Raw genomic sequence first — 24,755 nt, 5'->3', positions numbered from 1 at the left:
TCAGAGGATCCAGCTATGAGTAGCGGACGTATCGTTCAAATCATCGGCGCCGTCATCGACGTGGAATTCCCACGTGACGTCGTGCCGAGTGTTTACAACGCGCTGAAAGTACAAGGCGCGGAAACCACCCTGGAAGTTCAGCAGCAGCTGGGCGACGGCGTGGTTCGTACCATTGCGATGGGCTCGACCGAAGGCCTGAAGCGCGGTCTGGAAGTCGTTGACTCCGGCGCTGCCATTTCCGTTCCTGTTGGTAAGGCCACCCTGGGCCGTATCATGGACGTACTGGGCAACCCGATCGACGAAGCCGGCCCGATCGGCGAAGAAGAGCGTCGCGGTATCCACCAGCCAGCGCCTTCGTTCGCTGACCAGGCAGGCGGCAACGACCTGCTGGAAACCGGCATCAAGGTTATCGACCTGGTTTGCCCGTTCGCCAAGGGTGGTAAAGTTGGTCTGTTCGGTGGTGCCGGTGTCGGCAAGACCGTAAACATGATGGAACTGATCCGTAACATCGCCATGGAACACAGCGGTTACTCCGTGTTCGCTGGTGTGGGTGAGCGTACTCGTGAGGGTAACGACTTCTACCACGAGATGAAGGACTCCAACGTTCTCGACAAGGTAGCGCTGGTCTACGGTCAGATGAACGAGCCACCAGGAAACCGTCTGCGCGTAGCGCTGACTGGCCTGACCATGGCTGAGAAGTTCCGTGACGAAGGTAACGACGTTCTGCTGTTCGTCGACAACATCTATCGTTACACCCTGGCCGGTACCGAAGTATCCGCACTGCTGGGCCGTATGCCTTCGGCAGTAGGTTACCAGCCGACCCTGGCTGAAGAGATGGGCGTTCTGCAAGAGCGCATCACTTCCACCAAGGAAGGTTCGATCACCTCCGTTCAGGCCGTATACGTACCTGCGGACGACTTGACCGACCCGTCGCCAGCGACCACCTTCGCCCACTTGGACGCCACCGTCGTTCTGTCCCGTGACATCGCCTCCCTGGGCATCTACCCAGCGGTCGACCCACTGGACTCGACTTCGCGCCAGCTGGACCCGAACGTGATCGGCAACGAGCACTACGACACCGCTCGTGGCGTTCAGTATGTTCTGCAGCGCTACAAAGAGCTGAAGGACATCATCGCGATCCTGGGTATGGACGAACTGTCCGAGACCGACAAGCAACTGGTAGCCCGCGCTCGTAAGATCCAGCGCTTCCTGTCGCAGCCGTTCTTCGTGGCCGAAGTCTTCACCGGTTCGCCAGGCAAGTACGTTTCCCTGAAAGACACCATCGCTGGCTTCAGCGGCATCCTCAAAGGTGACTACGACCACCTGCCAGAACAAGCGTTCTACATGGTCGGCAGCATCGACGAAGCGATCGAGAAAGCCAAGAAACTGTAATTCCTGCGCCCCGCAAGGGGCGCTATCAGGTTGAGGCAAGCAGATGGCTATGACAGTCCATTGCGATATCGTCAGCGCGGAAGGAGAGATTTTCTCCGGCCTGGTCGAGATGGTAGTTGCGCACGGTAACCTGGGTGATCTCGGTATCGCTCCAGGCCACGCGCCGCTGATCACCAATCTCAAGCCTGGTCCGATCACGCTGACCAAGCAGGGTGGCGCCCATGAGGTGTTCTACATCTCTGGTGGCTTCCTCGAGGTTCAGCCAAACATGGTCAAGGTGCTTGCCGATACCGTGCAACGTGCTGCAGACCTGGATGAAGCTCAGGCTCAGGAAGCCCTCAAGGCTGCTGAGAACGCCCTGAATCTGAAAGGCGCGGACTTCGACTACGGTGCCGCCGCCGCACGTCTGGCCGAGGCCGCAGCCCAGCTGCGTACCGTCCAGCAAATGCGCAAAGGCAAGTAATCGGCCTTTGGCTGATAACTTCTGTTGCGATTGAGTAAAAGGGTAGCCTCGGCTACCCTTTTTCTTTTTTTCTGATTTTTCCCCCCCCCGGTCATTTCACTGACCGCCCAGGATTGGTAGCCAGTAATGTCACTCGATATCGTTATTCTCGCCGCCGGCCAAGGCACCCGCATGCGCTCGGCGCTGCCCAAGGTGCTGCACCCGGTAGCCGGCAACTCCATGCTCGGCCATGTTATCCACAGTGCGCGCCAACTGCAGCCGCAAGGTATTCATGTTGTGATTGGCCATGGTGCCGAGCTGGTTCGCGAGCGCCTGGCCGCTGACGACCTCAACTTCGTCATGCAGGATAAGCAGCTGGGTACCGGCCATGCTGTTGCCCAGGCTCTGCCGGCGCTGACTGCCGACACCGTGCTGGTGTTGTATGGTGACGTGCCGTTGATCGAAGTGGAGACCCTGCAGCGCCTGTTGGCCAAGGCCAACGACCAGCAGCTGGGCCTGCTCACGGTTACCCTGGACGACCCGACAGGTTATGGCCGTATTGTCCGTGACGAGCAGGGCAAGGTAACTGCCATCGTTGAGCACAAGGACGCCAACGACGTGCAGAAAGCGATCAAGGAAGGCAACACCGGTATCTTGGCATTGCCAGCTGCGCGCCTGGCTGACTGGATGGGCCGTCTGTCGAACAACAACGCCCAGGGCGAGTATTACCTGACCGACGTCATCGCCATGGCAGTGGCCGATGGCCTGGTGGTGGCTACCGAGCACCCGCACGACCCGATGGAAGTGCAGGGCGCCAATGACCGCCGCCAGCTGTCCGAGCTGGAGCGTCACTACCAGCTGCGTGAAGGCCGCCGCCTGATGGCCCAGGGTGTAACCCTGCGCGACCCGGCACGTTTCGATGTACGGGGCGAAGTGACCGTTGGCCGTGACGTGCTGATCGACATCAACGTGATTCTCGAAGGCAAGGTGGTCATCGAGGACGATGTGCAGATCGGCCCTAACTGCGTGATCAAGAACACCACCCTGCGCAAAGGCGCGGTGGTCAAGGCTAACAGCCACCTTGAAGGCGCCGTGATGGGCGAGGGTAGCGATGCCGGCCCGTTCGCCCGCCTGCGCCCAGGCAGCGTGCTGGATGCCAAAGCCCATGTGGGTAACTTCGTGGAACTGAAAAACGCCCACTTGGGCGAAGGCGCCAAGGCCGGTCACCTGACCTACCTGGGCGATGCCGAAATCGGTGCGCGCACCAATATTGGCGCCGGTACCATCACCTGCAACTACGATGGCGCCAACAAGTTCAAGACCGTGATGGGTGAGGACGTGTTCATCGGTTCGAACAACTCGCTGGTAGCGCCTGTGGAAATTCAGGCTGGCGCGACCACCGCAGCCGGTTCGACCATCACTCAGGCCGTCGAGGCCGGTGAGCTGGCGGTGGCCCGTGCGCGCCAGCGCAACATCTCGGGCTGGAAGCGCCCGGAGAAAATCAAGAAGAGCTGATTTGTTCACAGCTATTTCGATCGAAAGCCGACTTATGTGAGTAAGTCGGCTTTTTTATTGGCTTTTTGCGGTGCCTGTAGGACGGTATCGAACCGGCAAAACTATCCACAGGGCAGCGACAGCTTGACGAATCATTCATCTTAGGTTTTGATTGCAACCATTATCTTTCGAAACGAAACTTAAGCACTCATGTCGAAACGAAATACCCCGCAGCGGCGGCACAACATCCTGGCGTTGCTCAGTGAGCAGGGCGAGGTGAGCGTGGACGCTTTGGCCAAACGTTTCGAGACTTCGGAAGTCACCATTCGCAAAGATCTCGCCGCTCTCGAAACCAACGGCCTGCTGCTACGCCGCTACGGCGGAGCGGTACCCGTGCCGCAAGAACTGCTCGGTGAGCCGGCCCAGCCTGTGTCTTCCTACAAGAAGGCCATCGCCCGTGCCGCTGTTGGTCGAATCCGCGAACATGCGCGCATCATCATCGACAGCGGCAGCACCACGGCAGCCATGATCCCTGAGCTGGGGCGTCAGCCCGGCCTGGTGGTGATGACCAATTCGCTGAATGTGGCCCGTGCCATCAGCGACCTTGAACACGAGCCGGTGCTGCTGATGACCGGCGGTACCTGGGACCCGCATTCCGAGTCGTTCCAGGGTCAGGTGGCCGAGCAGGTTTTGCGCTCTTACGATTTCGACCAGCTGTTCATCGGTGCCGATGGCATTGACCTCGGCCGGGGGACCACCACCTTCAACGAACTGCTCGGACTTAGCCGGGTCATGGCTGAAGTTGCCCGCGAAGTGATCGTGATGGTCGAGTCGGACAAGGTGGGGCGCAAGATCCCCAACCTCGAGCTGCCCTGGAGCAGCGTGCACACCCTTATTACAGACGAACGACTGCCCGCAGCGGCACGTGAACAAATTCAAGCCCGCGGCATCAACCTGATCTGCGCCGCGATCAGCCAGGAGCAATAAAACATGTGTGGAATCGTTGGTGCCATCGCCGAGCGCAATATCACTGCCATCCTGATCGAAGGCCTCAAGCGTCTGGAGTACCGCGGGTACGACAGCGCAGGCCTGGCCGTCCTTACCCAAGGCGGTGAATTGCAGCGCCGTCGCCGCATCGGCAAGGTCAGTGAGCTGCAAGCCGCTGTAGCGGCTGACCCACTGGCTGGCCAGCTGGGTATCGCCCATACCCGTTGGGCTACCCACGGTGCGCCGACCGAAGGCAACGCTCACCCGCACTTCTCGGGCAATGAAGTGGCGGTGGTGCACAACGGTATCATCGAGAACCACGAAGAGCTGCGTGAAGAGCTGAAAGGCCTGGGCTACACCTTCACTTCGCAGACCGACACCGAAGTGATCGTCCACCTTATCCACAACACCCTGAAGAGCACTCCAGACCTAGCCGATGCGCTGAAAGCCGCCGTCAAGCGTCTGCATGGCGCTTATGGCCTGGCACTGGTCAGCGCCAAGCAGCCCGACCGACTGGTAGCTGCACGCAGCGGCAGCCCTCTGGTCATTGGCCTGGGCCTTGGCGAAAACTTCCTGGCGTCCGACCAGTTGGCCCTGCGCCAGGTCACTGACCGCTTCATGTATCTGGAAGAAGGCGACATCGCTGAAATTCGCCGTGACCAGGTCACCATCTGGGACGAGAACGGTGACAAGGTCCAGCGCGAAACCGTGCAGTACCATGAAGGTGCCGAGGCTGCTGACAAGGGCAACTATCGCCACTTCATGCTCAAGGAAATCCACGAGCAGCCAAGCGTCGTTCAACGCACCCTGGAAGGCCGCCTGGGCAAGGACAACGTGATGGTCCAGGCTTTCGGCCCGAAGGCTGCCGAACTGTTCGCCAAGGTGCGCAATGTGCAGATCGTTGCCTGCGGAACCAGCTACCACGCAGGCATGGTCGCCCGTTACTGGCTGGAAAGCCTGGCCGGTATCCCCTGCCAGGTGGAAGTGGCCAGCGAGTTCCGTTACCGCAAGGTGGTGGTGCAACCGGATACCCTGTTCGTCTCGATCTCGCAGTCCGGCGAAACCGCCGATACTCTGGCTGCGCTGCGCAACGCCAAGGAGCTGGGCTTCCTCGGCAGCCTGGCAATCTGCAACGTGGGCATCAGCTCGCTGGTACGCGAGTCGGACCTGACCCTGTTGACCTTGGCTGGCCCGGAAATCGGTGTGGCCTCGACCAAAGCCTTCACCACCCAGCTGGTGTCGCTGATGCTGCTGACCTTGGCCCTGGGCCAGGTGCGCGGTACCCTGGAAGCCGGTGTCGAAGCCGAGCTGGTTGAAGAACTGCGTCGCCTGCCAACCCGCCTGGGCGAAGCACTGGCGATGGACGCCACTGTCGAGAAGATCGCCGAGCTGTTCGCTGATAAACACCACACCCTGTTCCTTGGCCGTGGTGCGCAATACCCGGTGGCGATGGAAGGTGCGCTCAAGCTCAAGGAAATCTCGTACATCCACGCTGAAGCCTACCCGGCAGGCGAGCTGAAGCACGGCCCGCTGGCGCTGGTGGACAATGACATGCCGGTGGTTACCGTTGCGCCGAACAACGAGCTGCTGGAGAAGTTGAAGTCCAACCTGCAGGAAGTGCGTGCCCGTGGTGGCGAGCTGGTCGTGTTCGCCGACGAGCAGGCTGGCATGACCAATGGTGAAGGCACCCATGTGATCAAGGTGCCGCACATCGCCGATGCCTTGGCGCCAATCCTGTACACCATTCCGCTGCAGCTGCTGTCCTACTATGTCGCCGTGCTCAAGGGTACCGACGTTGACCAGCCGCGTAACCTGGCCAAGTCGGTTACGGTTGAGTAAGTAGCGGACAGTCGCTGTTCAAGAGCCCTCCACACGGAGGGCTTTTTGTTCCTGTCAGATCTGCATTGCCATACCGTCCACATTCATCGCCGCCTGGCGCAATGCCTCGGAGCGCGTCGGGTGCGGGTGGCAGGTGAGGGCGATATCTTCCGCCGAGGCCGAGAACTCCATGGCCACGCAGATTTCGCCGATCATTTCACTGACACTTGGGCCTACCAGGTGCACACCCAGCACCTCATCGGTTTCGGCATCGGCGATAACCTTGGCGAAGCCTTCGGTCTCGTGGTTGATCTTGGCGCGGCTGTTGGCGGTGAAGGGGAACTTGCCGACCTTGTAGGCACGGCCTTCAGCCTTGAGCTGCTCTTCGGTCTTGCCCACGGTGGCCAGCTCCGGGCGGGTGTAGATCACGCCCGGGATGAGGTTGTAGTTGACCTCGTGCGGCTTGCCGGCGATGCGCTCGATACAGGCCACAGCTTCGTCTTCGGCTTTATGTGCCAGCATCGGGCCGGAGGTGACGTCGCCAATCACCCAGACACCCGGCACGGGTGTGCGGTGGTGTTCGTTGCCGAGCATGCCGCGCTTGTCGGTTTCCAGGCCTACGCTTTCCAGGTTCAGCCCTTTGGTATAAGGGCGGCGGCCGATAGCCACCAGCACATAGTCGGCCTGCAGTGATTCTGCCGTGCCACCGGCGGCAGGCTCCAGCATCAGGCTCACGCCGTCGGCACTGGCGGTGGCCTGGGTCACTTTGCTGCCCAGCTTGAACACCATGCCTTGCTTGGCCAGTGCTTTCTGCAAGGTCTTGGCGGTTTCCGTGTCGGTGCCCGGGCAAATACGGTCGAGGTACTCGATGACCGTGACCTGGCTTCCCAGGCGGCGCCAGACTGAACCCAGCTCAAGGCCGATCACACCGGCACCGATCACGACCAGGTGCTTGGGCACTTGCGGCAGGGACAGCGCACCGGTCGAGTCGATGATGCGCTGGTTGTCGATGGTCACGCCCGGCAGCGGGGTGGGTTCGGAGCCGGTGGCAATGACAATGTCCTTGGCCTGCAGCACAGTTTCGCTGCCGTCTTCGGCCTTGACCACAACCTTGCCAACGCCATCCAGGCGGCCCCAGCCCTTGATCCAGTCCACTTTGTTTTTGCGGAACAGGTACTCAATGCCTTTGGTCAGTCCGGTTACGCTCTCGTCCTTCTGTTTCATCATCTGGGCGAGGTTGAGGGTGGGTTTCACTTCGATACCGAGGTGGGCGAACTCGTCGCCACTGGCGGCCTCGTACAGTTCGGAAGCGTGCAGCAACGCCTTGGACGGCATGCAGCCCACGTTCAGGCAGGTACCGCCCAAGGTCGAGCGGCCTTCCACACAGGCAACGGTCAGGCCCAGCTGGCCGGCGCGGATGGCTGCGTTGTAGCCACCAGGGCCACCGCCGATGATCACCACGTCATAGGATTTCATGGGTTCAACTCCAGGATGAAGAAGCGCGAGAGGGGCACAAGGTTAAGCTGAGACGTTAGAATTGTATACAATCCTCTGTGTGGATAAGATCAGTTGCTTCTAGACCATGGTCTCGTATAGAGGAAACCTCCTACGAATGAACTACTCTGATCCGACGGCGTTCGAAATATCAGGCGTCGTGGCCATATACGGACAGGGGGGTCGTTCATGCTTGCGCAACTTCCACCGGCACTGCAGAGCTTGCATCTGCCGCTGCGGCTGAAACTGTGGGACGGAAACCAGTTCGATCTGGGGCCCAGCCCGCAGGTCACAATCCTGGTCAAAGAGCCTCAGCTTATTGGCCAGTTGACCCACCCAAGCATGGAACAGCTGGGCACAGCATTCGTTGAGGGCAAGCTGGAACTGGAAGGCGATATCGGTGAAGCCATTCGTGTGTGCGATGAGCTGAGCGAAGCGCTGTTCACGGACGAGGATGAACAGCTGCCGCAACGCCGGTCTCATGACAAGCACACTGACGCCGAAGCCATCTCTTACCACTACGACGTATCCAACGCCTTCTACCAGTTGTGGCTGGATCAGGATATGGCCTATTCCTGTGCCTACTTCCGTGAACCGGACAACACCCTCGACCAGGCGCAGCAGGATAAATTCGATCACCTGTGCCGCAAACTGCGCCTGAATGCCGGTGACTACCTGCTAGACGTCGGGTGTGGTTGGGGTGGGCTTGCGCGTTTTGCAGCACGCGAATATGACGCCAAGGTGTTCGGTATCACCCTGAGCAAGGAGCAGCTCAAGCTCGGCCGGCAGCGTGTCAAAGCCGAGGGCTTGGCCGACAGAGTGGAGCTGCAGATTCTCGATTATCGCGATTTGCCCCAAGATGGTCGCTTCGACAAAGTGGTCAGCGTGGGCATGTTCGAGCATGTCGGGCATGCCAACCTGGCGCTGTATTGCCAGAAGCTATTCGGTGCTGTCAGGGAAGGCGGGCTGGTGATGAACCACGGTATCACCGCCAAACACGTCGATGGCCGTCCGGTGGGGCGTGGTGCAGGTGAGTTCATCGACCGTTATGTGTTCCCTCACGGTGAGCTCCCTCACTTGTCGATGATCAGCGCCAGTATCTGTGAAGCGGGGCTGGAGGTCGTTGACGTGGAAAGCCTGCGTCTGCACTACGCCAAGACGTTGCACCACTGGAGCGAAAACCTGGAGAACCAGTTGCACAAAGCCGCAGCGCTGGTGCCGGAAAAAACCCTGCGTATCTGGCGCCTCTACCTTGCAGGCTGTGCCTATGCGTTTGAGAAAGGCTGGATCAACCTGCACCAGATTTTGGCAGTGAAGCCTTATGCGGATGGCCACCACGACTTGCCATGGACGCGTGAGGACATGTATCGCTGAACCCCATGGCCGCCTCTGCAAGGGAGGCGGCCTTTCTCACAGAATGGGTGAAATCAGCCGCGCAATCCGCATCCCTAATTGCTGTAGCCGATGGGTATCGCGGCTGTCCTCCGCAGTAATCTCCCGCGCCTGTTCAAAGTCATTGATCAGCATGTGTTCGACCTGGTCGGCGAAGCTGCGGTCGACCGTCAGCAGGGTGATCTCGAAGTTCAGCCGGAACGAACGGTTGTCCAGGTTGGCACTGCCGATCGCGCTGACCTCATCATCTACCAGTACCACCTTCTGATGCAGGAAGCCTGGTTGGTAGCGGAACATGCGCACACCCGCGCGCACCGCTTCGAAGGCGAACAGGCTGGAGGCTGCATAGACGATGCGGTGGTCTGGCCGTGACGGGATAAGTACCCGCACATCGACGCCCCGTAACACCGCCAGGCGCAATGCAGCAAAGACCGCTTCGTCCGGGATGAAGTAAGGGCTGGTGATCCATACCCGCCGGGTGGCGGAATGGATCGCCTCGAGGAAGAACAACGAGCAGGTTTCCTGTGGGTCGGCGGGGCCGCTGGCCAACGCCTGGCACAGCACGCCGTTATCCGGGTAGGCATCCGGCAGAATCAGCGGCGGTAGTTGGCGCGTGGCCCAATACCAATCCTCGGCGAACGACTCCTGCAGGCAGGCCAGCACCGGCCCGCTGATCTGCACATGGGTGTCGCGCCAGGGCGACAGCTGAGGATGCTCACCGAGGTATTCGTCCCCCACGTTGTGGCCGCCGATGAAACCGACCAGGCCATCCACCACCACAATCTTGCGATGGTTACGGAAGTTCACCTGGAAGCGGTTGAACCAGCCGCGGCGGGTGGCGAAGGCATGGATCTGCACACCGCCGTCGCGCAGTTGCTGGCTGTAGCTGGCCGGCAAGGCATGGCTGCCGACGCGGTCATACAGTACGAACACCTGCACACCCTCGGCGGCCTTGCGCAACAGCAGTTGCTGCAGTGCCTTGCCGAGGGTGTCGTCATGAATGATGAAGAACTGCACCAGCACCACATCGCGTGCCTTTTCAATAGCCGCGAAGATGGCATCGAATGTGGCTTTGCCATTGACCAGTAGCTTCACTTGGTTATTCGCAAGGCAAGGCATGCGCCCGAGTTTGGGCATGGCGCGCAAGGCTGTGTAGCTTTCCGACTCGCGGGCGGTGAGGGCTTCTTCCACCCAAGGCCGCCAGTTGAGGTTGGCCATGGCCACGTGCATTTCCTGGTTGGCCTGGCGCCGGGCCTTGATGTAGGCATAGAACGAGCGGGCGCCGAAGATCAGGTAGGGGATCAAGGTGAGGTAAGGGATGAAGAACAGGGGCATGGCCCAGGCGATTGCGCCTTGGGCGGTGCGTACAGTGAACAGTGCGTGGAGCGCGGCGACGATACCCAACAGGTGGATAAGGCCGAGTAGGTAACCAAAAAAGTAGGGGCTGTGGTAATCCATATGCATCCTGCTTGCCGAGTACACTAGGGGTAACAGAACACGTTCCCGGCCCGCCTTGCAACCCGCAGGTGGATTTGGCGTCTAAGGCTCAGCCCGGCCCGCTTGGCCGGCTTTTCTCAGGAGCGTTCATCCATGAAGATTCGTCTGCCACTGTTGGCATTGGCCCTAGGTATGAGCAGCCCGCTGGTGCATGCCCAGATGCTGCAACCCGGTTTGTGGGAGCTGACCACCAGTAACATGCAGGTCGATGGCAAGCCGTTACCTGACATGGCGTTCATGCTCGGCCAGCTGAAAAACCTGCCGCCCGAGCAGCGTGCCATGATGGAAGGGGTGTTGGCCAAACAGGGGGTGACCGTTGGAGGGAATGGCGTGCGTTCGTGCCTGACGCCAGAGCAGGTGGCGACCAATGACATCCCGCTGCAAGACCCGAAATCCGGCTGCACTCAGAAGATCACCGACCGTACCGGTAATGTGTGGAAGTTCCAGTTCAGCTGCCCGAAGGCTCAGGGCAGTGGCCAGGCGACTTTCCTCAGTGACCGTGAATTCACCACCCAGGTCAGTGGTACGTTCAACGCTTCAGGTGTGCAGCAGCAAGGCAGCATGAACACCCGTGCGGTGTGGTTAGGCAATGACTGCGGCGCGGTTAAACCGCGCAGCTGATATCCCATTGCCACTGGCTGGTGGCAACCGCGTCGTGGGCATGCAGGCTTTCTGCATGTTCCACACGCAGCTTGAAAGCGGTACTCCATTCAACTTGCCGTAGTGCCTTGTGCAGGCGTCGGGCGGCATCCTCACAGAACATCAAGTTTTGCCCGTTGGCCAAGGCGAAGGCTTGTTCGTCTGCGCGCTTCACTGCTGTCTGCACCGCTGTACCCAAGCTCGCCTCTATACGATCGATCAGTTCGGTAAACGGCAGCACCTGCTGATTGCTGTGCAGGCGCACCTGAATCTGAGCATTGCTTCGCTGGCTATGGGGTGTAGCCACAATTCCGTCGGCACTGCCAAGCCATTGCAGAACGGCAGATTGATCAACCTGCTGCTCGCTGAAATTCGCCTGAAACTGCTGTTGAATCAGCTGCCTTGCAAGTGCTGCCGAGCATGGGCAGGTCGAGGAGTAAGGCACGCAAACCGATAGTTCCACGTGGAACATTTCATTTTCAATGCGTGCATTGACGGTTACGGCATAGCTTTTCCAGCCGGCCAAGGGGCTGACCAAGGCGGGTCTTTTCAGCAGATGCTCGAAGCTGATTTGCAAGTAGGCAGCGGAAGACAGGCGTCATGGCTGGATAAAAAATCTGCCAGAAGCTGCCTCATTGCCAGCGGTGTGAGTGGTTGGTGTTCCAATGACTCCAGTGCAAGGTAAAACCGCGACATATGGATGCCGCGTGAACTTCCATCCACCAGGCTTACCCCTGCATCGACTTTGGCAGCTGCAGTGCGCCCTTCGAACTGCACAGGCAGGGCAATTCCGCACATGCCAACCCAGCTCAATGGCAAGGTGTACTTCTGGGTTTGTGCGGCGATTTCGGGGAGCTTGAGCTGGGTCATTTGGCTTTCCAGATAAAAAGAGGCATCAACGGCAACCGCCGATCAAGCTGCAATGCAGGTTGAAGCGCTGCCCGCTGGAGCTGGATACGCGGTTCAAGGTGGTCCAGCCAACGCGGCGGCTGTAGCCCACCCAGGCCTCACCATCGCTGGCCAGGCCGGTGAAAAAGGTCAACGTGCCGTAGCGGCTGTTGGTTTGTGCCCATAGTCGCCGGGTGCCGTGGTCGTAGCCGCGCAGGTAGAACGTACTGCCGTCGGTGCGCACGCTGTAGTAACTACCTTTGCTGTCCTGGCAGGCGAGCAGTGTGGCGCTTCGCGTGCAAAGCGCCAGCGTACTGGCTTGTGGCATGGCCAACAGCACGTTGGGCACAGCGAGCAACAGCAACGCCATGGCGCGTGACAGATACATGTTTTATCCCCGGTAAGCGTTCGTCCGTCGAGAACGGCTTGGCGAAATTGTATTGTTACTTTATAACATTGTGCAATGCATCGTTTCGAATGCGTCCGCCTGAAGAGGTTCGCCATGCCCAATCGTCTCCCCGTCACCGTGCTGTCCGGCTTTCTTGGCGCCGGCAAGAGCACTTTGCTCAACCATGTATTGCGTAACCGCGAGAACCTGCGGGTCGCGGTTATCGTCAACGACATGAGTGAAATCAACATCGATGCCAGCGAGGTGCAGCGCAATGTGAGCCTCAACCGCGCTGAAGAGAAACTGGTCGAAATGAGCAACGGCTGCATCTGCTGCACATTGCGTGAAGACTTGCTTGAGGAGGTGGCGCGGCTGGCCGAAGAAGGGCGTTTCGATTATTTGCTGATCGAGTCCACTGGCATCTCGGAGCCACTGCCGGTGGCAGAGACATTCACCTTTCGTGACGAGCAAGGCCGTAGCCTGTCCGACATGGCGCGCCTGGACACCATGGTTACGGTGGTCGATGGCTTGAATTTCTTGAGTGACTACCAGGCAGCAGACAGCCTGGCCAGCCGTGGCGAAACGTTGGGTGAAGAAGACGAGCGGTCGATCAGTGACCTGCTGATCGAACAGGTCGAGTTCGCCGATGTGCTGTTGCTGAGCAAGATCGACTTGATCAGCCAGCATGAGCGTGAAGAGCTCATCGCCATTCTGCGCAGCCTCAATGCACGGGCGCAGATCGTGCCCATGGTCATGGGTCAGGTACCGCTGGCACGTATCCTCGACACCGGCCTGTTCGACTTTGACCAGGCAGCCCAGGCGCCGGGCTGGCTGCAGGAGCTGCGCGGTGAGCATGTGCCGGAAACCGAAGAGTATGGAATCGCGGCCATGACCTGGCAGGCCCGACGTCCGCTTCATCCACAGCGCTTTTTCGACTTTATCCACACGCAATGGAGTAATGGGCGGCTTTTGCGTTCCAAAGGTTTTTTCTGGCTGGCCAGCAAGTACCAGGAAGCCGGTAGCTGGTCGCAGGCGGGCGGAATGATGCGCCACGGTCTGGCTGGACGCTGGTGGCGTTTCGTGCCTCGCGAGCAATGGCCGCAGGATGTGGATAACACTGGCGCGATCTTGAAACACTGGACGGCTGAGACCGGTGATTGCCGCCAGGAATTGGTGTTCATCGGGCAGAACATCGACTTCGAAAAATTATCCACAGACCTTGATGCCTGCCTGTTGACGGACCAGGAAATGGATTTGGGCCACATGGGCTGGTTGCGTTTGCCCGACCCGTTCGGCCCATGGCACGAAGAGGTGGCAGCATGAACTTGGCACACCGGCCTGTGGATATCTTTCAGGTGTTCGGCGAAACCCCGCAAGTGCTGACTGAAGTACTGCAGGATGGTGTGAACCTGGCCGTTTGGCGCCGACGGTTGCCGGCGCAGCTGGAAGACTTTGCGGACCTGTTGATAAGTCTTGGTCAGCCCTTGGCTGATCAACGGGTAATCGATGTGGATGAGCAGCAAACACCGGTATTGCCCGATCTGATGCATGAAGCGGCAGATTTACACGGCTATGAGGCGTTCGTTGCCGATGTGACCTGGCTGGTAGCGGCTTACACCTGCCTGGTCGGCGCTCGACGGGTTGGTTTGCGTCTGCGGGTACTGGCTGGCCCGATGTGCCCGCGTTTCCATGTGGATAACGTGCCGTTGCGGTTGCTCACCACTTACGTAGGTCCAGGCAGCGAGTGGTTGCGAGAACAGGAAAGCCCCCGTGGGGAGTTACACACAGCTCAAGTCGCTGTGGATAACATTCAGCATCTGCACGCTGGCGAAGTGGCCATACTCAAAGGTGAGAAGTGGCAAGGTAACGAAGGCGCAGGGCTGGTACATCGTTCACCTTCGGGCCAGCAGGGGCGTCTGTTGCTCAGCCTTGACTGGCTTGCCTGACAGCGCATAGTGAGGCATCGCCACCGCTTGAAGCCATGCCATGCTGCAGAACATACCCACCCACGTGATTGCCGGCCCGCTGGGTGCCGGCAAAACCACCCTGATCCGTCATCTGCTGGCTCAGCGCCCAGCCCATGAGCGCTGGGCTGTTTTAATCAATGAGTTCGGCCTGGTAGGCCTGGATGCGGCCTTGCTCAGCCGTGACGAAGATGGCATCGCCATCGGGGAAGTCGCAGGCGGCTGCCTGTGCTGCGTCAATGGCATGCCGTTCCAGGTGGGCTTGGGTCGGTTACTGCGCAAATCCCGGCCTGATCGGCTGTTTATCGAGCCTTCCGGGCTGGGTCACCCATTGCAGTTGCTTGCTCAACTGCAACAGGCTCCTTGGGCCGGAGTGCTGACAATCAACCCCTTCGTGATGGTTGTAGATGCGCAGTCCATGGCACGTGACGAGCCGCTTCCGGAGGCTCAACAGCAGGCTTTCGATGTGGCTGAAAGGGTGGTTTTCAACAAATCTGAAGCTGTGCATGAAATATTTAAGTTGTTGATAACTAATAAATTTAAAGAAAAGAAAATCCTCTGGGCCGTGCAGGGGCAGGTGCCATTCTCAAGCCTTGCTGGCAGCCCTGAGCAGATTGTCGACAGCCCATTTGAGGAAAACCGGATTGTCGACAATCTTGAAAGTGGCCCAGCAATATTGTGGACAGACCCAAGTCAGCCTATCTGTCTTGCCCAGCAGGGGGAGGGAGGTTGGAGTATTGGCTGGCGCTGGCACCCGGGCCAACAGTTTTATCCACAGCGGGTACAGGCGTTCTTGCGCGCATGGCCCTGGCGTCGCGCCAAGGGTGTTATCCACAGCGTGGATGGCTGGCAATCATTCAATGGGCTGAGGGGAGATATGCCCGCCTGGCAGCCTAGCGAGTGGCGCAGGGATACCCGTATCGAGCTGATTTTCGACCAGCCGCAATCGCAACCCGCACTGCAAGCCGGGTTGAGCGATTGCCGCGTCAGTTGATCAGTTGCGCCAGCGGTTGTGCTCCTGGCGCCACTGCTGCATTTCGATGACGTTGTCGGTGCGCGGTGGTGTCTTGATTTCGAACGGATAGGGTGCGAGTTCGATCTGCACACTGTGGGCGCCGAACTGGGTCACCGTGCCAGGATGGCGCTGCTCGCCGGTGACGGTGAACTCGAAGGCGTAGATGCGCGCCAGGCGCTTGCGGCCGTTGGCATCGCGCACAAAGGCGATACGCTTGAGCGCGACGGCGTCGTCGAGCAATTCGAGGTCAAGCTTGGCGCAATGCTGTTTCACCCGTTCCAGGGCTTTTTCGCGCAACCCATGGTTGTGCCACAACCAGGCGCCTGCCGTGGCTACTAGCATCAGGACGAAGAGGTTCTCCAGGGTCAACATTTGCATATGCTCCAAACAGGTAGATCCAGCTTAACTGCGTCCCTGGCCTGTCGTACAGGTGGCAATCGAGTTCATACTGCGCTGCGCACAATCCTTGAAACAGCTTTGGAACCCCCCCGCATGAAACGTACCCCGCACCTGCTCGCCATTCAGTCCCATGTGGTGTTCGGCCACGCCGGCAACAGCGCCGCGGTATTTCCCATGCAGCGTATCGGGGTCAATGTCTGGCCGCTCAATACCGTGCAGTTCTCCAATCACACTCAGTATGGCCAGTGGGCCGGTGAAGTGCTTGCTCCGGCGCAAATTCCTGCGCTGGTGGAAGGCATTTCCAACATCGGCGAACTGGGTCACTGCGATGCGGTGCTTTCCGGCTACCTGGGCAGTGCCGAACAAGGGCGAGCGATACTGGCCGGTGTCGAGCGGATCAAGGCCGTGAATCCCAAAGCGTTGTACGTGTGCGATCCGGTCATGGGGCACCCGGAGAAGGGCTGCATCGTGCCGCCGGAAGTCAGCGAGTTCCTGCTCGAGGAGGCGGCCGCCCGCGCGGATATCCTGTGCCCGAACCAGCTGGAGCTGGACAGCTTCTGTGGGCGCCGTGCGCAGTCGCTGGAAGACTGCGTGAATATGGCGCGCAGCCTGCTGCAGCGGGGGCCGCAGGTGGTGGTGGTCAAGCACCTGGCTTATTCCGGGCGTGCCGAGGACCAGTTCGAGATGCTGCTGGTGACTGCCGAGCACAGCTGGCTCCTGCGCCGCCCGCTGCTGGCGTTTCCACGTCAGCCGGTGGGGGTGGGCGACCTGACCTCGGGCTTGTTCTTGGCCCGCGTGCTGCTCGGCGACAGCTGGGTACAGGCATTCGAGTTCACCGCGGCGGCGGTGCATGAAGTGCTGCTGGAAACCCAGGCCTGCGCCAGCTACGAACTGCAACTGGTGCGGGCCCAGGACCGCATCGCCCACCCGCGGGTGCGCTTCGAGGCGCAATTGCTGGCGCTTTAAATAGCGTCGGTCTTCAGGTCCTGGTAGCGCTTTTCCAGCTCCTGACGGATCTGACGGCGCTGTTGGCCCTGCAGGAAGCGGCGTTTTTCTTCACTGCTTTGTGGCTGGCGCGGCGGCACCGCTACCGGGCGACGGTTGTCGTCGACCGCGACCATGGTAAAGAAGCAACTGTTGGAATGGCGTACCGAGCGCTCGCGGATGTTCTCGGTCACCACTTTTATGCCGACCTCCATCGACGTGTTGCCGGTGTAGTTGACCGACGCCAGGAAGGTCACCAGTTCACCCACGTGTACGGGTTCACGGAAGATTACCTGGTCGACCGACAGCGTCACCACATAGCTGCCGGCATAGCGGCTGGCGCACGCATAGGCCACTTCGTCGAGGTACTTGAGCAGGGTGCCGCCATGTACGTTGCCAGAAAAGTTGGCCATGTCCGGGGTCATCAGGACGGTCATGCTCAGCTGGGCGTTTCCAGGTTCCATAGTGTGCTCACGGTGAGGTTGCGCTGAATCGGGCGAATGGAGGGCGTTATCTGCTGACACTTCTGTTCCCCTCTTTTGAATTTGCCTTGCTGATACGGGACGTTGGCTGACGCCGCGCCGTCACGCTGATCATGCCATCAGCGGCGCTTTTCCAGCCGATCTGTTTCTGCATATTGCACCGGCTTCTTGCGGCGGGGTGCGATGTTAACCTGAGTACGCCCATGCAATATGGGCGTTCCTGCATTCAATACAGTATGTACTTGCTGCTCGCTCGGGTTTGCCTTGGCAGAGGAGCGGTCTGCCCAGGCATCCAGAAAAAGACGAGAAAAGGAGTATCACGCCATGCATGCCATCAGCTTCATCCAGGACCTGGCAGTCATCATGCTGGTCGCTGGCGTGGTCACCATTCTTTTTCATCGTCTCAAGCAGCCGGTGGTGCTGGGTTACATTGTCGCCGGCTTCATCATTGGCCCGCACACCCCGCCGTTCGGCCTGATCCATGATGAAGACACCATCAAGACCCTCGCCGAGCTGGGGGTGATTTTTCTGATGTTCTGCCTGGGCCTCGAGTTCAGCCTGCGCAAGCTGTTCAAGGTCGGCGCCACGGCGTTTATTGCGGCGTTTCTGGAAATCGTGCTGATGATCTGGATCGGCTTCGAGATCGGCCGCTGGTTCGGCTGGAGCACCATGGACTCGCTGTTCCTTGGCGCCATCCTGGCCATTTCCTCAACCACCATCATCGTGAAGGCGCTCAACGACCTGAAGATGAAAAACGAGCGTTTCGCACAGCTGATCTTCGGTGTGCTGATTGTGGAAGACATCCTCGGTATCGGCATCATCGCCCTGCTGTCGGGCATCGCTGTCAGCGGCACGGTCAGCTCCGGTGAAGTGTTTTCCACCGTCGGCAAGCTGTCGCTGTTCATGATCGTTGCCTTGGTCATCGGCATCCTGCTGGTGCCACGGTTGTTGGCCTATGTGGCCAAGTTCGAAAGCAACGAGATGCTGCTGATTACCGTGCTGGGCCTGTGCTTTGGCTTCTGCCTGCTGGTGGTAAAGCTGGAATACAGCATGGTGCTGGGTGCCTTCCTGATTGGCGCGATCATGGCTGAATCGCGCCAGTTGCTGAAGATCGAACGCTTGATCGAGCCGGTACGCGACCTGTTCAGCGCCATCTTCTTCGTAGCGATTGGCCTGATGATCGACCCGCAGGTGTTGATCGACTATGCCTGGCCAATCGTAGTCATTACCTTGGCGGTGGTATTAGGCAAGATGCTGTCTTGTGGCATGGGGGCGTTCATTGCCGGCAATGACGGCCGCACGTCATTGCGGGTGGGCATGGGGCTCTCGCAGATTGGCGAGTTCTCGTTCATCATCGCCGCGCTGGGCGTGACCCTGCAGGTGACCAGCGATTTCCTGTACCCGGTAGCGGTCGCGGTATCGGCAATCACCACGCTGCTGACCCCGTACCTGATTCGCGCGGCCGACCCCTTGTCGCAGAAGCTGGGCAATGTGGTACCTGGCCGTCTGGCGCGGGTACTTTCCTTGTATGGCGAGTGGTTACGCAACATCCAGCCGCAGGGCGAGGGCGCCATGCTGGCGGCGATGATTCGGCGCATCCTGTTGCAGGTGGGGGTGAACCTGGCGCTGGTGATCGCCATTTTCTTCAGCGGTGGTTACTTCGCAGGGCGTATTGGCAACTGGCTCAGTGAGTGGGTCAGCGATGCCAGCCAACAGAAGGCGCTTATCTGGGGGGCGGCACTGTTGCTGTCGCTGCCCTTCCTGATCGCCGCCTATCGCAAGCTCAAGGCACTGTCGATGCTGCTGGCAGAGATGGGCGTTAAGCCGGAAATGGCCGGGCGGCATACCCAGCGGGTGCGGCGAGTGATCGCCGAGGTGATCCCGCTATTGTCGCTGTTGGTGATTTTCCTGCTGCTGTCGGCGCTTTCGGCAAGCATTCTGCCAACCAGCGAGTTGCTGCTGGTGATTGCCGTGGTGGCTGCGGTGGTGGTGGCCTTGCTGTGGCGCTGGTTCATCCGCGTGCACACGCGCATGCAGATTGCCTTGCTGGAAACACTGGAGAACAGCCGCGAGAATTCACATTGAGAGGGCTATGCTCCCTGCGCAAGATTTCACCGTCGTCCGAGGGGATGGAGCGGTAGCGATGTCGCCAGGCGCAGAAAGCCTGGCGATTTTAACTGCACCGATGGCGCTATGCCATTATTTTTCCTGTGCAGGTAGCATTCAAGCAACGGCTGGAATCAGCTCTCCAGCCAGACATCCCGCGCCCAGTGCCAAACGGATTCCCAGCTGTCTTCGCCGACAAGTTCCTCTTCGGCATCCCAGAGCACCACGGTGCCATCTTCTTCGACGCAGTAGTAGTTGTCGCCGTCCTGGCACAGAGGGATCAGCTCACGCGGTACGCCGGCGTCCCAGGCGTTGGCGGCAACTTCTGGCAGGTACGTGTGCGACTGCGGGTCGGTACAAGTGACTGGCTCAAGGGAGCCATAAACCACATCACTCACGGTCAGCAGAAATTCTTTGAACACGAATGGAATGTTGATGAACAGCTGCTCTTCGATCTCCACCAACTGGTCTTCATCGGGAAGCTCCAGAGGCACCGGTACCGGCTCATTGGCTTCACGGAGTTGTTCGATCACTTCTTCCACGGTTCACTTCCTCTGACCTAGATGACAACGCTGCGCGTTATACCCTAGTAGGCCACTCTGGCAAAAGCAAAAACCCCAGGACAGGGCCTGGGGTTTTTTGTGCAGCACGCAGCGGTTAGCCGTTTTGACGGATACCGGCAACCAGCCATGGCTGGTTTTCACCTTGGGCGCGAACCATGTGCCAGCTTTCGCTGAACACTTCGCCCTGGTCGAAGCGCGAGTTCTTCGACACGCCACGGAAGGTCAGGGTGGCATCGGTGCGATCGCTGCGATCGTCTACACCGTCGAGCTGCACTTCGAGGTTATCGATGTAGGTGGACTGGAAGCCGTCACCCAGTTCAGCACGTTCACGCTTGAGGAACTCGAGCATTTGCGGAGTAACGAACTCGGCAATCTTGTCCATCTCGTTGGCATCCCAGTGCTGCTGCAGCGACTGGAAGTGGTTACGGGCAGCAGACAGGAAGCTTTGCTCGTTGAACCAGGCCGGGGCATTGATCACCGGGGCAGCAGCAGCAGCAGGTGCGGCCGAACCACCGAAGATCGAAGGCTGGGCAGGCTGAGCGTGAGCCTCACGCTGCATTGGCGCATGGCCTGGCATGGCCATTTGCGGCTGCTGCTGGCGGCGGCGAGCGGCGATGAAACGGAACACCAGGAAGGCGATAAGCGCCACGATCAGGAAGTCCATGATCTGGAAGCCTTCGAAACCGTCGCCCATGAACATGGACGCCAGCAGACCGCCGGCGGCCAGGCCGGCCAGTGGGCCCAACCAGCGCGAAGCACCGCTGGCGGCCGGGGCTGCACGGCCAGGTGCGGCGGTCGGCGCGGCGGCAGGCGTGGTTGGCGTAGCCTGACGGGTCTGGTGGATAGGCGCGGAGCCCGAGCTCTTGCCGCCGCCGAAACGCTTGGCGTTGGCGTCCAGGCTCAGCGTCAGGCCGACGCAGAGCGCCAGAGCGATGCTAAGAAAACGTTGCATAAGTGGGATATCCCCTGTTGTGGATTGCACGCGCGTCATGGTGCACAGGTTCCCGTGCACATGACCAGCGACAGAGTGTTTCGAGCTTTTGCCTGAATGTTACAAGGCTGCTACAGGGCCTCGAGCTTGGCATACCCCAGCATCAGCCACTTGCTGCCTTCGGCAAAGTTCACCTGTACCCGCGCCTGCGCGCCGGAACCCTCGAAGTTGAGGATCACGCCTTCCCCGAATACCGCATGTTGCACACGCTGGCCCAGGTTGAACGCGGTCTGCGGAATGCTGGCATTGGCGAACAGGTTGCTGTTGGTGGCCGTCTTGACCCCACCGAACGGGCGGCTGACGCTGTTGGACAGCCGCACTTCCTGGATCAGGCCCGCCGGAATTTCACGTACGAAACGCGACACCTTGTTGTAGGTCTCACTGCCATACAGACGACGTGTTTCAGCGTAGGTCATGACCAACTGGCGCATGGCGCGGGTAATTCCCACATAGGCCAGGCGGCGTTCCTCTTCGAGGCGGCCGGGTTCTTCCAGGCTCATCTTGTGCGGGAACAAGCCTTCTTCCATGCCCACCAGGAACACGTAATGGAACTCAAGGCCCTTGGCGCTGTGCAGGGTCATAAGCTGGATGCTGTCTTCGTGCTCGTCGGCCTGGGCATCGCCGGCTTCGAGCGAGGCATGGCCGAGGAAGGCCGACAAGGGCGAAAGGTCGGCGTCTTCGTCGGTGGATTCGAAGTTGCGCGCCGCGCTGACCAGTTCCTCAAGGTTTTCTACCCGTGCCTGGCCCTTTTCACCTTTTTCTTCCTGGTGATAGATGATCAGCCCGGATTGTTCGATGGTGGTCTGGGTCATGGTATGCAGTGGCATGTCCACGACCTTGGCGGCCAACCCCTCGATCAGCTCGATGAAAGCCCCCAGCGCACTGGCGGCGCGGCCTTTGAGGGCCTTGGCGGCGAGCAGCTGACACATGGCGTCCCACATCGATGCCTGGCTGTGGCGGGCGTGCTCGCGGATGGCTTCGACGGTTTTCTCGCCAATGCCGCGTGGCGGCACGTTGATTACCCGCTCCAGGGCAGCATCGTTGCCGCGCCCTTCGATCAGCCGTAGGTAAGCCATGGCGTTCTTGATTTCAGCGCGTTCGAAGAAGCGCTGGCCGCCATAGATACGGTAGGGAATGCGCTCGCGCAGCAGGGCTTCTTCCAGCACGCGCGACTGGGCGTTGGAGCGGTACAGGATGGCGATTTCGTTGCGCGCATTGCCCTGCTTGACCAGGCTCTCTATGGTTTCCACCACGTAGCGCGCTTCGTCGTGCTCATTGTAGGCCGCGTACAGGGTCAGCGGTTCGCCTTCGCCCATGTCGGTCCACAGCTCTTTGCCCAGGCGCCCGCTGTTGTTGGCGATCAGGGCGTTGGCGGCCTTGAGGATGCCACCGGTGGAGCGGTAGTTCTGCTCCAGGCGGATCATTTCGGCGTCTGGGAAGTCGGCGGTGTACTGGTGAATGTTTTCGATCTTGGCACCGCGCCAGCCGTAGATCGACTGGTCGTCGTCGCCCACCGCCATCAGGCTGGCGCCCCCGCGTGCCAACAGGCGCAGCCAGGCGTACTGCACGGCGTTGGTGTCCTGGAACTCGTCGACCAGCACATGCTGGAAGCGCCGCTGGTAGTGCTCCAGCAGCCCCGGGTGGTCGCGCCACAGGTCCAGGGCGCGTAGCAGCAGCTCGGAGAAGTCGATGACTCCGGCACGCTCGCACGCCTGCTCGTAGGCGGTATAGACCTCACGCATGGTCGCCAGGAACAGGTCGCCACCGGCCTGGATATGCTGCGGGCGCAGGCCTTCGTCCTTCTGCCCGTTGATGAACCACTGTGCCTGGCGTGCTGGCCATTTCTGTTCGTCCAGACCCAGCTCGCGCATCACCCGCTTGACCAGGCGCTGCTGGTCGTCACTGTCGAGAATCTGGAAGTTCTGCACCAGCCGCGCTTCCTGCCAGTGGGCCCGCAGCAAGCGATGGGCCAGGCCGTGGAAGGTGCCGACCCACATGCCCGCCGGGTTGATCCCCAGCAGTTGCTCGATCCGCTGGCGCATTTCGGCTGCAGCCTTGTTGGTGAAGGTCACCGACAGGATCGAGTGCGGCGATGCCTGCTCCACCTGGATCAGCCAGGCGATGCGGTGCACCAGCACGCGGGTTTTACCGGAACCGGCGCCGGCAAGCACCAGTTGACGCCCAAGCGTGGCCGCTACGGCCTGGCGTTGGGCATCGTTGAGGGAATTCAGCAGGAGGGAGAGGTCGTCTGTGTGCATCGGGCCATTCTAGGGCGCGGCAGGAAATGGGGCAAACCTCCACTGTATAAATATTCACCTTGGCGCATGGCCGTTCATCGACCTGATGACAGTGGGTCAGCCATGCCAGTGCCTGCCATGACGCGCCAGCAGGCTGTTGGCTTGCTCTGGTCCGTTACTGCCCGCCGGGTAAGGGCGTGGCGCCTGAAAGTGCTCTTCGCAACCCTTGATGATCGGGTCGGTCCAGGCCCAGGCTGCTTCCACTTCATCGCGGCGCATGAACAGCGTCGAGTCGCCCTCCAGTACATCCAGCAGCAGGCGTTCGTAGGCTTCCCAGCGGCGGGTCTGGCTGAATACCTGAGCCAGGTTCAGGTCCAGGTCGACCGGTTCCAGGCGCATGCCCTTGCCCGGGCTTTTGGTCATCATGCGCAGGCTGATGCGTTCCTCCGGTTGCAGCTGGATCAGCAACTGGTTGACTTGGCCGCCGTTGAACAGCTCGTGGGGTACCGGTTTGAACTGAATGACGATTTGCGACGAGCGCCGTGCCATGCGCTTGCCGGTGCGCAGATAGAAAGGCACGCCCGCCCAGCGCCAATTGTCGATGTGGGCTTCGAGGGCAATGAAGGTTTCGGTGTCGCTGTCGTTGTCGACATCCTTTTCAAAGTAGTAGGCCGGCACTTCCTGGCCGCCGATGTGCCCGGCGCCATACTGGCCGCGCACGGTCTTGTCCTGCACATCCTGGCCGGTGATCGGCTTGAGGGCGCGCAGGATCTTCACTTTTTCGTCGCGTACCGCTTCGGCCTCGAACTGGGCGGGGGGCTCCATGGCCACCAGGCACAGCAGCTGCAGCAGGTGGTTCTGCAGCATGTCGCGGATGGCCCCGGCGCGGTCGTAGTAGGCGCCGCGGTTCTCTACACCCAGCGTCTCGCAAACGCTGATCTGTACGTGGTCGACCTGATTGTTGCGCCACACCGGCTCCAGCAGGGCATTGGCGAAGCGCAGGGCCATCAGGTTCTGCACGGTTTCCTTGCCCAGGTAGTGGTCGATGCGGAATACCTGGGTTTCCTCCAGCACTGCGCCAATTGCTTCGTTGATGGCGGTAGCCGATTCCAGCGAGTGGCCGATCGGCTTTTCCAGCACGATGCGCGCCTCGGCGTCGGCCAGGCCGGCGTTATGCAGATGCTTGGCAATCGGCACAAAGAGGTTGGGGGCGGTGGCCAGGTAGAAGATGCGCGTCAAGCCGCCAGGTTCGCCCAGGTAGCGCGCCAGGCGGCCGAAGTCGGCGCTTTGCGAAGCATCCATGGCGAAATAGTCGATCCGCGCGGAAAACCGCTGCCAGACCTCTTCTTCGAAGTCGTTGCGGGCGATCTGTGCCCGGCAATGGCGTTCGGCGAGCTTGAGATAATCGTTACGTGGCAAGTTGCGGCGCGCCAGCGCGATGATCCGCACAGCAGGGTCAAGACGGGCCTCGCGAAACAGGTGGTAGAGCGCCGGAAGCAACTTGTGCAGGGCCAGATCGCCGGTGCCGCCGAAGACCAGAATGTCGCAAGGAATAGTCAAACCGCCACTCTCCACGTTCGTTT

At 60.1% G+C, this 24,755-nt stretch carries 21 protein-coding genes and 1 pseudogene; 12 read left to right on the top strand and 10 right to left on the bottom strand.

Annotation, left to right across the window (positions count from 1 at the left end):
* The first annotated feature begins 15 nt into the window (after nt 1-15).
* The 5 genes from atpD to glmS all read left to right on the top strand — a co-directional run bounded on the left by atpD (nt 16) and on the right by glmS (nt 6,154).
* Nucleotides 16-1,392: a F0F1 ATP synthase subunit beta gene (gene atpD, locus APH36_RS18165; protein WP_016502294.1), complete on the top strand. Its 1,377-nt coding sequence runs from the start codon at nt 16-18 to the stop codon at nt 1,390-1,392.
* Nucleotides 1,393-1,435: 43 nt separating this feature from the next.
* On the top strand, nt 1,436-1,855 hold the full coding sequence (locus APH36_RS18160; protein ID WP_010955886.1) for a F0F1 ATP synthase subunit epsilon: 420 nt from the start codon (nt 1,436-1,438) through the stop codon (nt 1,853-1,855).
* A 126-nt stretch (nt 1,856-1,981) separates the two neighbouring features.
* The gene (gene glmU, locus APH36_RS18155; protein ID WP_060499718.1) at nt 1,982-3,349 is read left to right on the top strand and encodes a bifunctional UDP-N-acetylglucosamine diphosphorylase/glucosamine-1-phosphate N-acetyltransferase GlmU; all 1,368 of its coding nucleotides are present in this window, start codon (nt 1,982-1,984) and stop codon (nt 3,347-3,349) included.
* Between the two features lie 189 nt (nt 3,350-3,538).
* Complete coding sequence (locus APH36_RS18150; protein WP_016712766.1) at nt 3,539-4,315, top strand: DeoR/GlpR family DNA-binding transcription regulator; 777 nt, start codon at nt 3,539-3,541, stop codon at nt 4,313-4,315.
* A gap of 3 nt (nt 4,316-4,318) precedes the next feature.
* On the top strand, nt 4,319-6,154 hold the full coding sequence (gene glmS / locus APH36_RS18145) for a glutamine--fructose-6-phosphate transaminase (isomerizing) (RefSeq protein WP_060499717.1): 1,836 nt from the start codon (nt 4,319-4,321) through the stop codon (nt 6,152-6,154).
* A 54-nt stretch (nt 6,155-6,208) separates the two neighbouring features.
* On the opposite strand, the gene lpdA is transcribed toward glmS, so the two are convergent.
* Nucleotides 6,209-7,609 carry a dihydrolipoyl dehydrogenase gene (gene lpdA / locus APH36_RS18140; protein ID WP_060499716.1) on the bottom strand — a complete coding sequence of 467 codons (1,401 nt, stop codon included), beginning with the start codon at nt 7,607-7,609 and terminating at the stop codon, nt 6,209-6,211.
* A gap of 207 nt (nt 7,610-7,816) precedes the next feature.
* Between lpdA and cfaB the strand changes: the two genes are divergently transcribed.
* Nucleotides 7,817-9,001, top strand: coding sequence for a C17 cyclopropane fatty acid synthase CfaB (gene cfaB, locus APH36_RS18135; RefSeq protein ID WP_060499715.1), 1,185 nt, complete (start codon nt 7,817-7,819; stop codon nt 8,999-9,001).
* Between the two features lie 36 nt (nt 9,002-9,037).
* On the opposite strand, the gene cls is transcribed toward cfaB, so the two are convergent.
* Nucleotides 9,038-10,477 carry a cardiolipin synthase gene (gene cls / locus APH36_RS18130; protein WP_060499714.1) on the bottom strand — a complete coding sequence of 480 codons (1,440 nt, stop codon included), beginning with the start codon at nt 10,475-10,477 and terminating at the stop codon, nt 9,038-9,040.
* A 132-nt stretch (nt 10,478-10,609) separates the two neighbouring features.
* On the opposite strand from cls, the gene APH36_RS18125 reads away from it, so the two are divergent.
* Nucleotides 10,610-11,137: a DUF3617 domain-containing protein gene (locus tag APH36_RS18125; protein WP_016712761.1), complete on the top strand. Its 528-nt coding sequence runs from the start codon at nt 10,610-10,612 to the stop codon at nt 11,135-11,137.
* On the opposite strand, the pseudogene folE2 reads toward APH36_RS18125, so the two are convergent.
* Nucleotides 11,121-12,025, bottom strand: a pseudogene (gene folE2 / locus APH36_RS18120) (GTP cyclohydrolase FolE2). The gene APH36_RS18125 and the pseudogene folE2 overlap by 17 nt on opposite strands.
* Nucleotides 12,026-12,050: 25 nt before the next feature.
* A complete protein-coding gene (locus APH36_RS18115) occupies nt 12,051-12,431 on the bottom strand; it encodes a hypothetical protein (protein WP_060499713.1) in 381 nt (126 codons plus the stop codon).
* A 114-nt stretch (nt 12,432-12,545) separates the two neighbouring features.
* Between APH36_RS18115 and zigA the strand changes: the two genes are divergently transcribed.
* Genes zigA through APH36_RS18100 form a run of 3 tightly spaced genes read left to right on the top strand, consistent with a single transcriptional unit; the run spans nt 12,546 to nt 15,389 of the window.
* Nucleotides 12,546-13,754, top strand: coding sequence for a zinc metallochaperone GTPase ZigA (gene zigA / locus APH36_RS18110; protein WP_060499712.1), 1,209 nt, complete (start codon nt 12,546-12,548; stop codon nt 13,752-13,754).
* Complete coding sequence (locus tag APH36_RS18105; protein WP_060499711.1) at nt 13,751-14,377, top strand: DUF1826 domain-containing protein; 627 nt, start codon at nt 13,751-13,753, stop codon at nt 14,375-14,377. The genes zigA and APH36_RS18105 overlap by 4 nt, the downstream gene beginning before the upstream one ends.
* A 40-nt stretch (nt 14,378-14,417) precedes the next feature.
* Complete coding sequence (locus APH36_RS18100; protein ID WP_060499710.1) at nt 14,418-15,389, top strand: GTP-binding protein; 972 nt, start codon at nt 14,418-14,420, stop codon at nt 15,387-15,389.
* Here APH36_RS18100 and APH36_RS18095 read toward each other — a convergent pair whose 3' ends face one another.
* Nucleotides 15,390-15,782, bottom strand: a complete 393-nt coding sequence (locus tag APH36_RS18095) for a DUF3301 domain-containing protein (protein WP_016712755.1) — start codon at nt 15,780-15,782, stop codon at nt 15,390-15,392.
* 120 nt (nt 15,783-15,902) lie between these two features.
* Between APH36_RS18095 and pdxY the strand changes: the two genes are divergently transcribed.
* Nucleotides 15,903-16,775, top strand: coding sequence for a pyridoxal kinase PdxY (pdxY, locus tag APH36_RS18090; protein WP_060499709.1), 873 nt, complete (start codon nt 15,903-15,905; stop codon nt 16,773-16,775).
* Here pdxY and APH36_RS18085 read toward each other — a convergent pair.
* The gene (locus tag APH36_RS18085; RefSeq protein WP_016712753.1) at nt 16,772-17,257 is read right to left on the bottom strand and encodes an acyl-CoA thioesterase; all 486 of its coding nucleotides are present in this window, start codon (nt 17,255-17,257) and stop codon (nt 16,772-16,774) included. The two genes, pdxY and APH36_RS18085, sit on opposite strands and share 4 nt — an antisense overlap.
* Before the next feature lie 342 nt (nt 17,258-17,599).
* Here APH36_RS18085 and APH36_RS18080 point away from each other — a divergent pair, with 342 nt between their 5' ends.
* Complete coding sequence (locus tag APH36_RS18080) at nt 17,600-19,360, top strand: cation:proton antiporter (RefSeq protein WP_060499708.1); 1,761 nt, start codon at nt 17,600-17,602, stop codon at nt 19,358-19,360.
* A 155-nt stretch (nt 19,361-19,515) separates the two neighbouring features.
* Here the strand turns inward: APH36_RS18080 and APH36_RS18075 are convergent, their stop codons facing one another.
* From APH36_RS18075 to zwf, 4 genes are all read right to left on the bottom strand, one after another.
* Entirely contained in the window at nt 19,516-19,923 is a 408-nt protein-coding gene (locus tag APH36_RS18075; RefSeq protein ID WP_060499707.1) for an SMI1/KNR4 family protein, read from the bottom strand.
* A 115-nt stretch (nt 19,924-20,038) separates the two neighbouring features.
* Nucleotides 20,039-20,896 (bottom strand): Tim44 domain-containing protein, encoded by an 858-nt coding sequence (locus APH36_RS18070; RefSeq protein WP_060499706.1) that lies wholly within the window; start codon nt 20,894-20,896, stop codon nt 20,039-20,041.
* Between the two features lie 110 nt (nt 20,897-21,006).
* Nucleotides 21,007-23,193, bottom strand: a complete 2,187-nt coding sequence (uvrD, locus tag APH36_RS18065) for a DNA helicase II (protein WP_060499705.1) — start codon at nt 23,191-23,193, stop codon at nt 21,007-21,009.
* A 96-nt stretch (nt 23,194-23,289) separates the two neighbouring features.
* On the bottom strand, nt 23,290-24,732 hold the full coding sequence (zwf, locus tag APH36_RS18060) for a glucose-6-phosphate dehydrogenase (RefSeq protein ID WP_060499704.1): 1,443 nt from the start codon (nt 24,730-24,732) through the stop codon (nt 23,290-23,292).
* Nucleotides 24,733-24,755: the final 23 nt, after the last annotated feature.

It is taken from the genome of Pseudomonas sp. NBRC 111133 (assembly GCF_001320605.1).
Classification (GTDB): Bacteria; Pseudomonadota; Gammaproteobacteria; order Pseudomonadales; family Pseudomonadaceae; genus Aquipseudomonas; species Aquipseudomonas monteilii.
This window is presented reverse-complemented; position numbering and strand designations above follow the sequence as displayed.

What these genes read in the sequence shown, in the direction of transcription:
- atpD (WP_016502294.1), top strand. Translation starts at nt 16, where the DNA reads ATGAGTAGCGGACGTATCGTTCAAATCATCGGCGCCGTCATCGACGTG.
- APH36_RS18160 (WP_010955886.1), top strand. Translation starts at nt 1,436, where the DNA reads ATGGCTATGACAGTCCATTGCGATATCGTCAGCGCGGAAGGAGAGATT.
- glmU (WP_060499718.1), top strand. Translation starts at nt 1,982, where the DNA reads ATGTCACTCGATATCGTTATTCTCGCCGCCGGCCAAGGCACCCGCATG.
- APH36_RS18150 (WP_016712766.1), top strand. Translation starts at nt 3,539, where the DNA reads ATGTCGAAACGAAATACCCCGCAGCGGCGGCACAACATCCTGGCGTTG.
- glmS (WP_060499717.1), top strand. Translation starts at nt 4,319, where the DNA reads ATGTGTGGAATCGTTGGTGCCATCGCCGAGCGCAATATCACTGCCATC.
- lpdA (WP_060499716.1), bottom strand. Translation starts at nt 7,609, where the DNA reads ATGAAATCCTATGACGTGGTGATCATCGGCGGTGGCCCTGGTGGCTAC.
- cfaB (WP_060499715.1), top strand. Translation starts at nt 7,817, where the DNA reads ATGCTTGCGCAACTTCCACCGGCACTGCAGAGCTTGCATCTGCCGCTG.
- cls (WP_060499714.1), bottom strand. Translation starts at nt 10,477, where the DNA reads ATGGATTACCACAGCCCCTACTTTTTTGGTTACCTACTCGGCCTTATC.
- APH36_RS18125 (WP_016712761.1), top strand. Translation starts at nt 10,610, where the DNA reads ATGAAGATTCGTCTGCCACTGTTGGCATTGGCCCTAGGTATGAGCAGC.
- APH36_RS18115 (WP_060499713.1), bottom strand. Translation starts at nt 12,431, where the DNA reads ATGTATCTGTCACGCGCCATGGCGTTGCTGTTGCTCGCTGTGCCCAAC.
- zigA (WP_060499712.1), top strand. Translation starts at nt 12,546, where the DNA reads ATGCCCAATCGTCTCCCCGTCACCGTGCTGTCCGGCTTTCTTGGCGCC.
- APH36_RS18105 (WP_060499711.1), top strand. Translation starts at nt 13,751, where the DNA reads ATGAACTTGGCACACCGGCCTGTGGATATCTTTCAGGTGTTCGGCGAA.
- APH36_RS18100 (WP_060499710.1), top strand. Translation starts at nt 14,418, where the DNA reads ATGCTGCAGAACATACCCACCCACGTGATTGCCGGCCCGCTGGGTGCC.
- APH36_RS18095 (WP_016712755.1), bottom strand. Translation starts at nt 15,782, where the DNA reads ATGTTGACCCTGGAGAACCTCTTCGTCCTGATGCTAGTAGCCACGGCA.
- pdxY (WP_060499709.1), top strand. Translation starts at nt 15,903, where the DNA reads ATGAAACGTACCCCGCACCTGCTCGCCATTCAGTCCCATGTGGTGTTC.
- APH36_RS18085 (WP_016712753.1), bottom strand. Translation starts at nt 17,257, where the DNA reads ATGGAACCTGGAAACGCCCAGCTGAGCATGACCGTCCTGATGACCCCG.
- APH36_RS18080 (WP_060499708.1), top strand. Translation starts at nt 17,600, where the DNA reads ATGCATGCCATCAGCTTCATCCAGGACCTGGCAGTCATCATGCTGGTC.
- APH36_RS18070 (WP_060499706.1), bottom strand. Translation starts at nt 20,896, where the DNA reads ATGCAACGTTTTCTTAGCATCGCTCTGGCGCTCTGCGTCGGCCTGACG.
- uvrD (WP_060499705.1), bottom strand. Translation starts at nt 23,193, where the DNA reads ATGCACACAGACGACCTCTCCCTCCTGCTGAATTCCCTCAACGATGCC.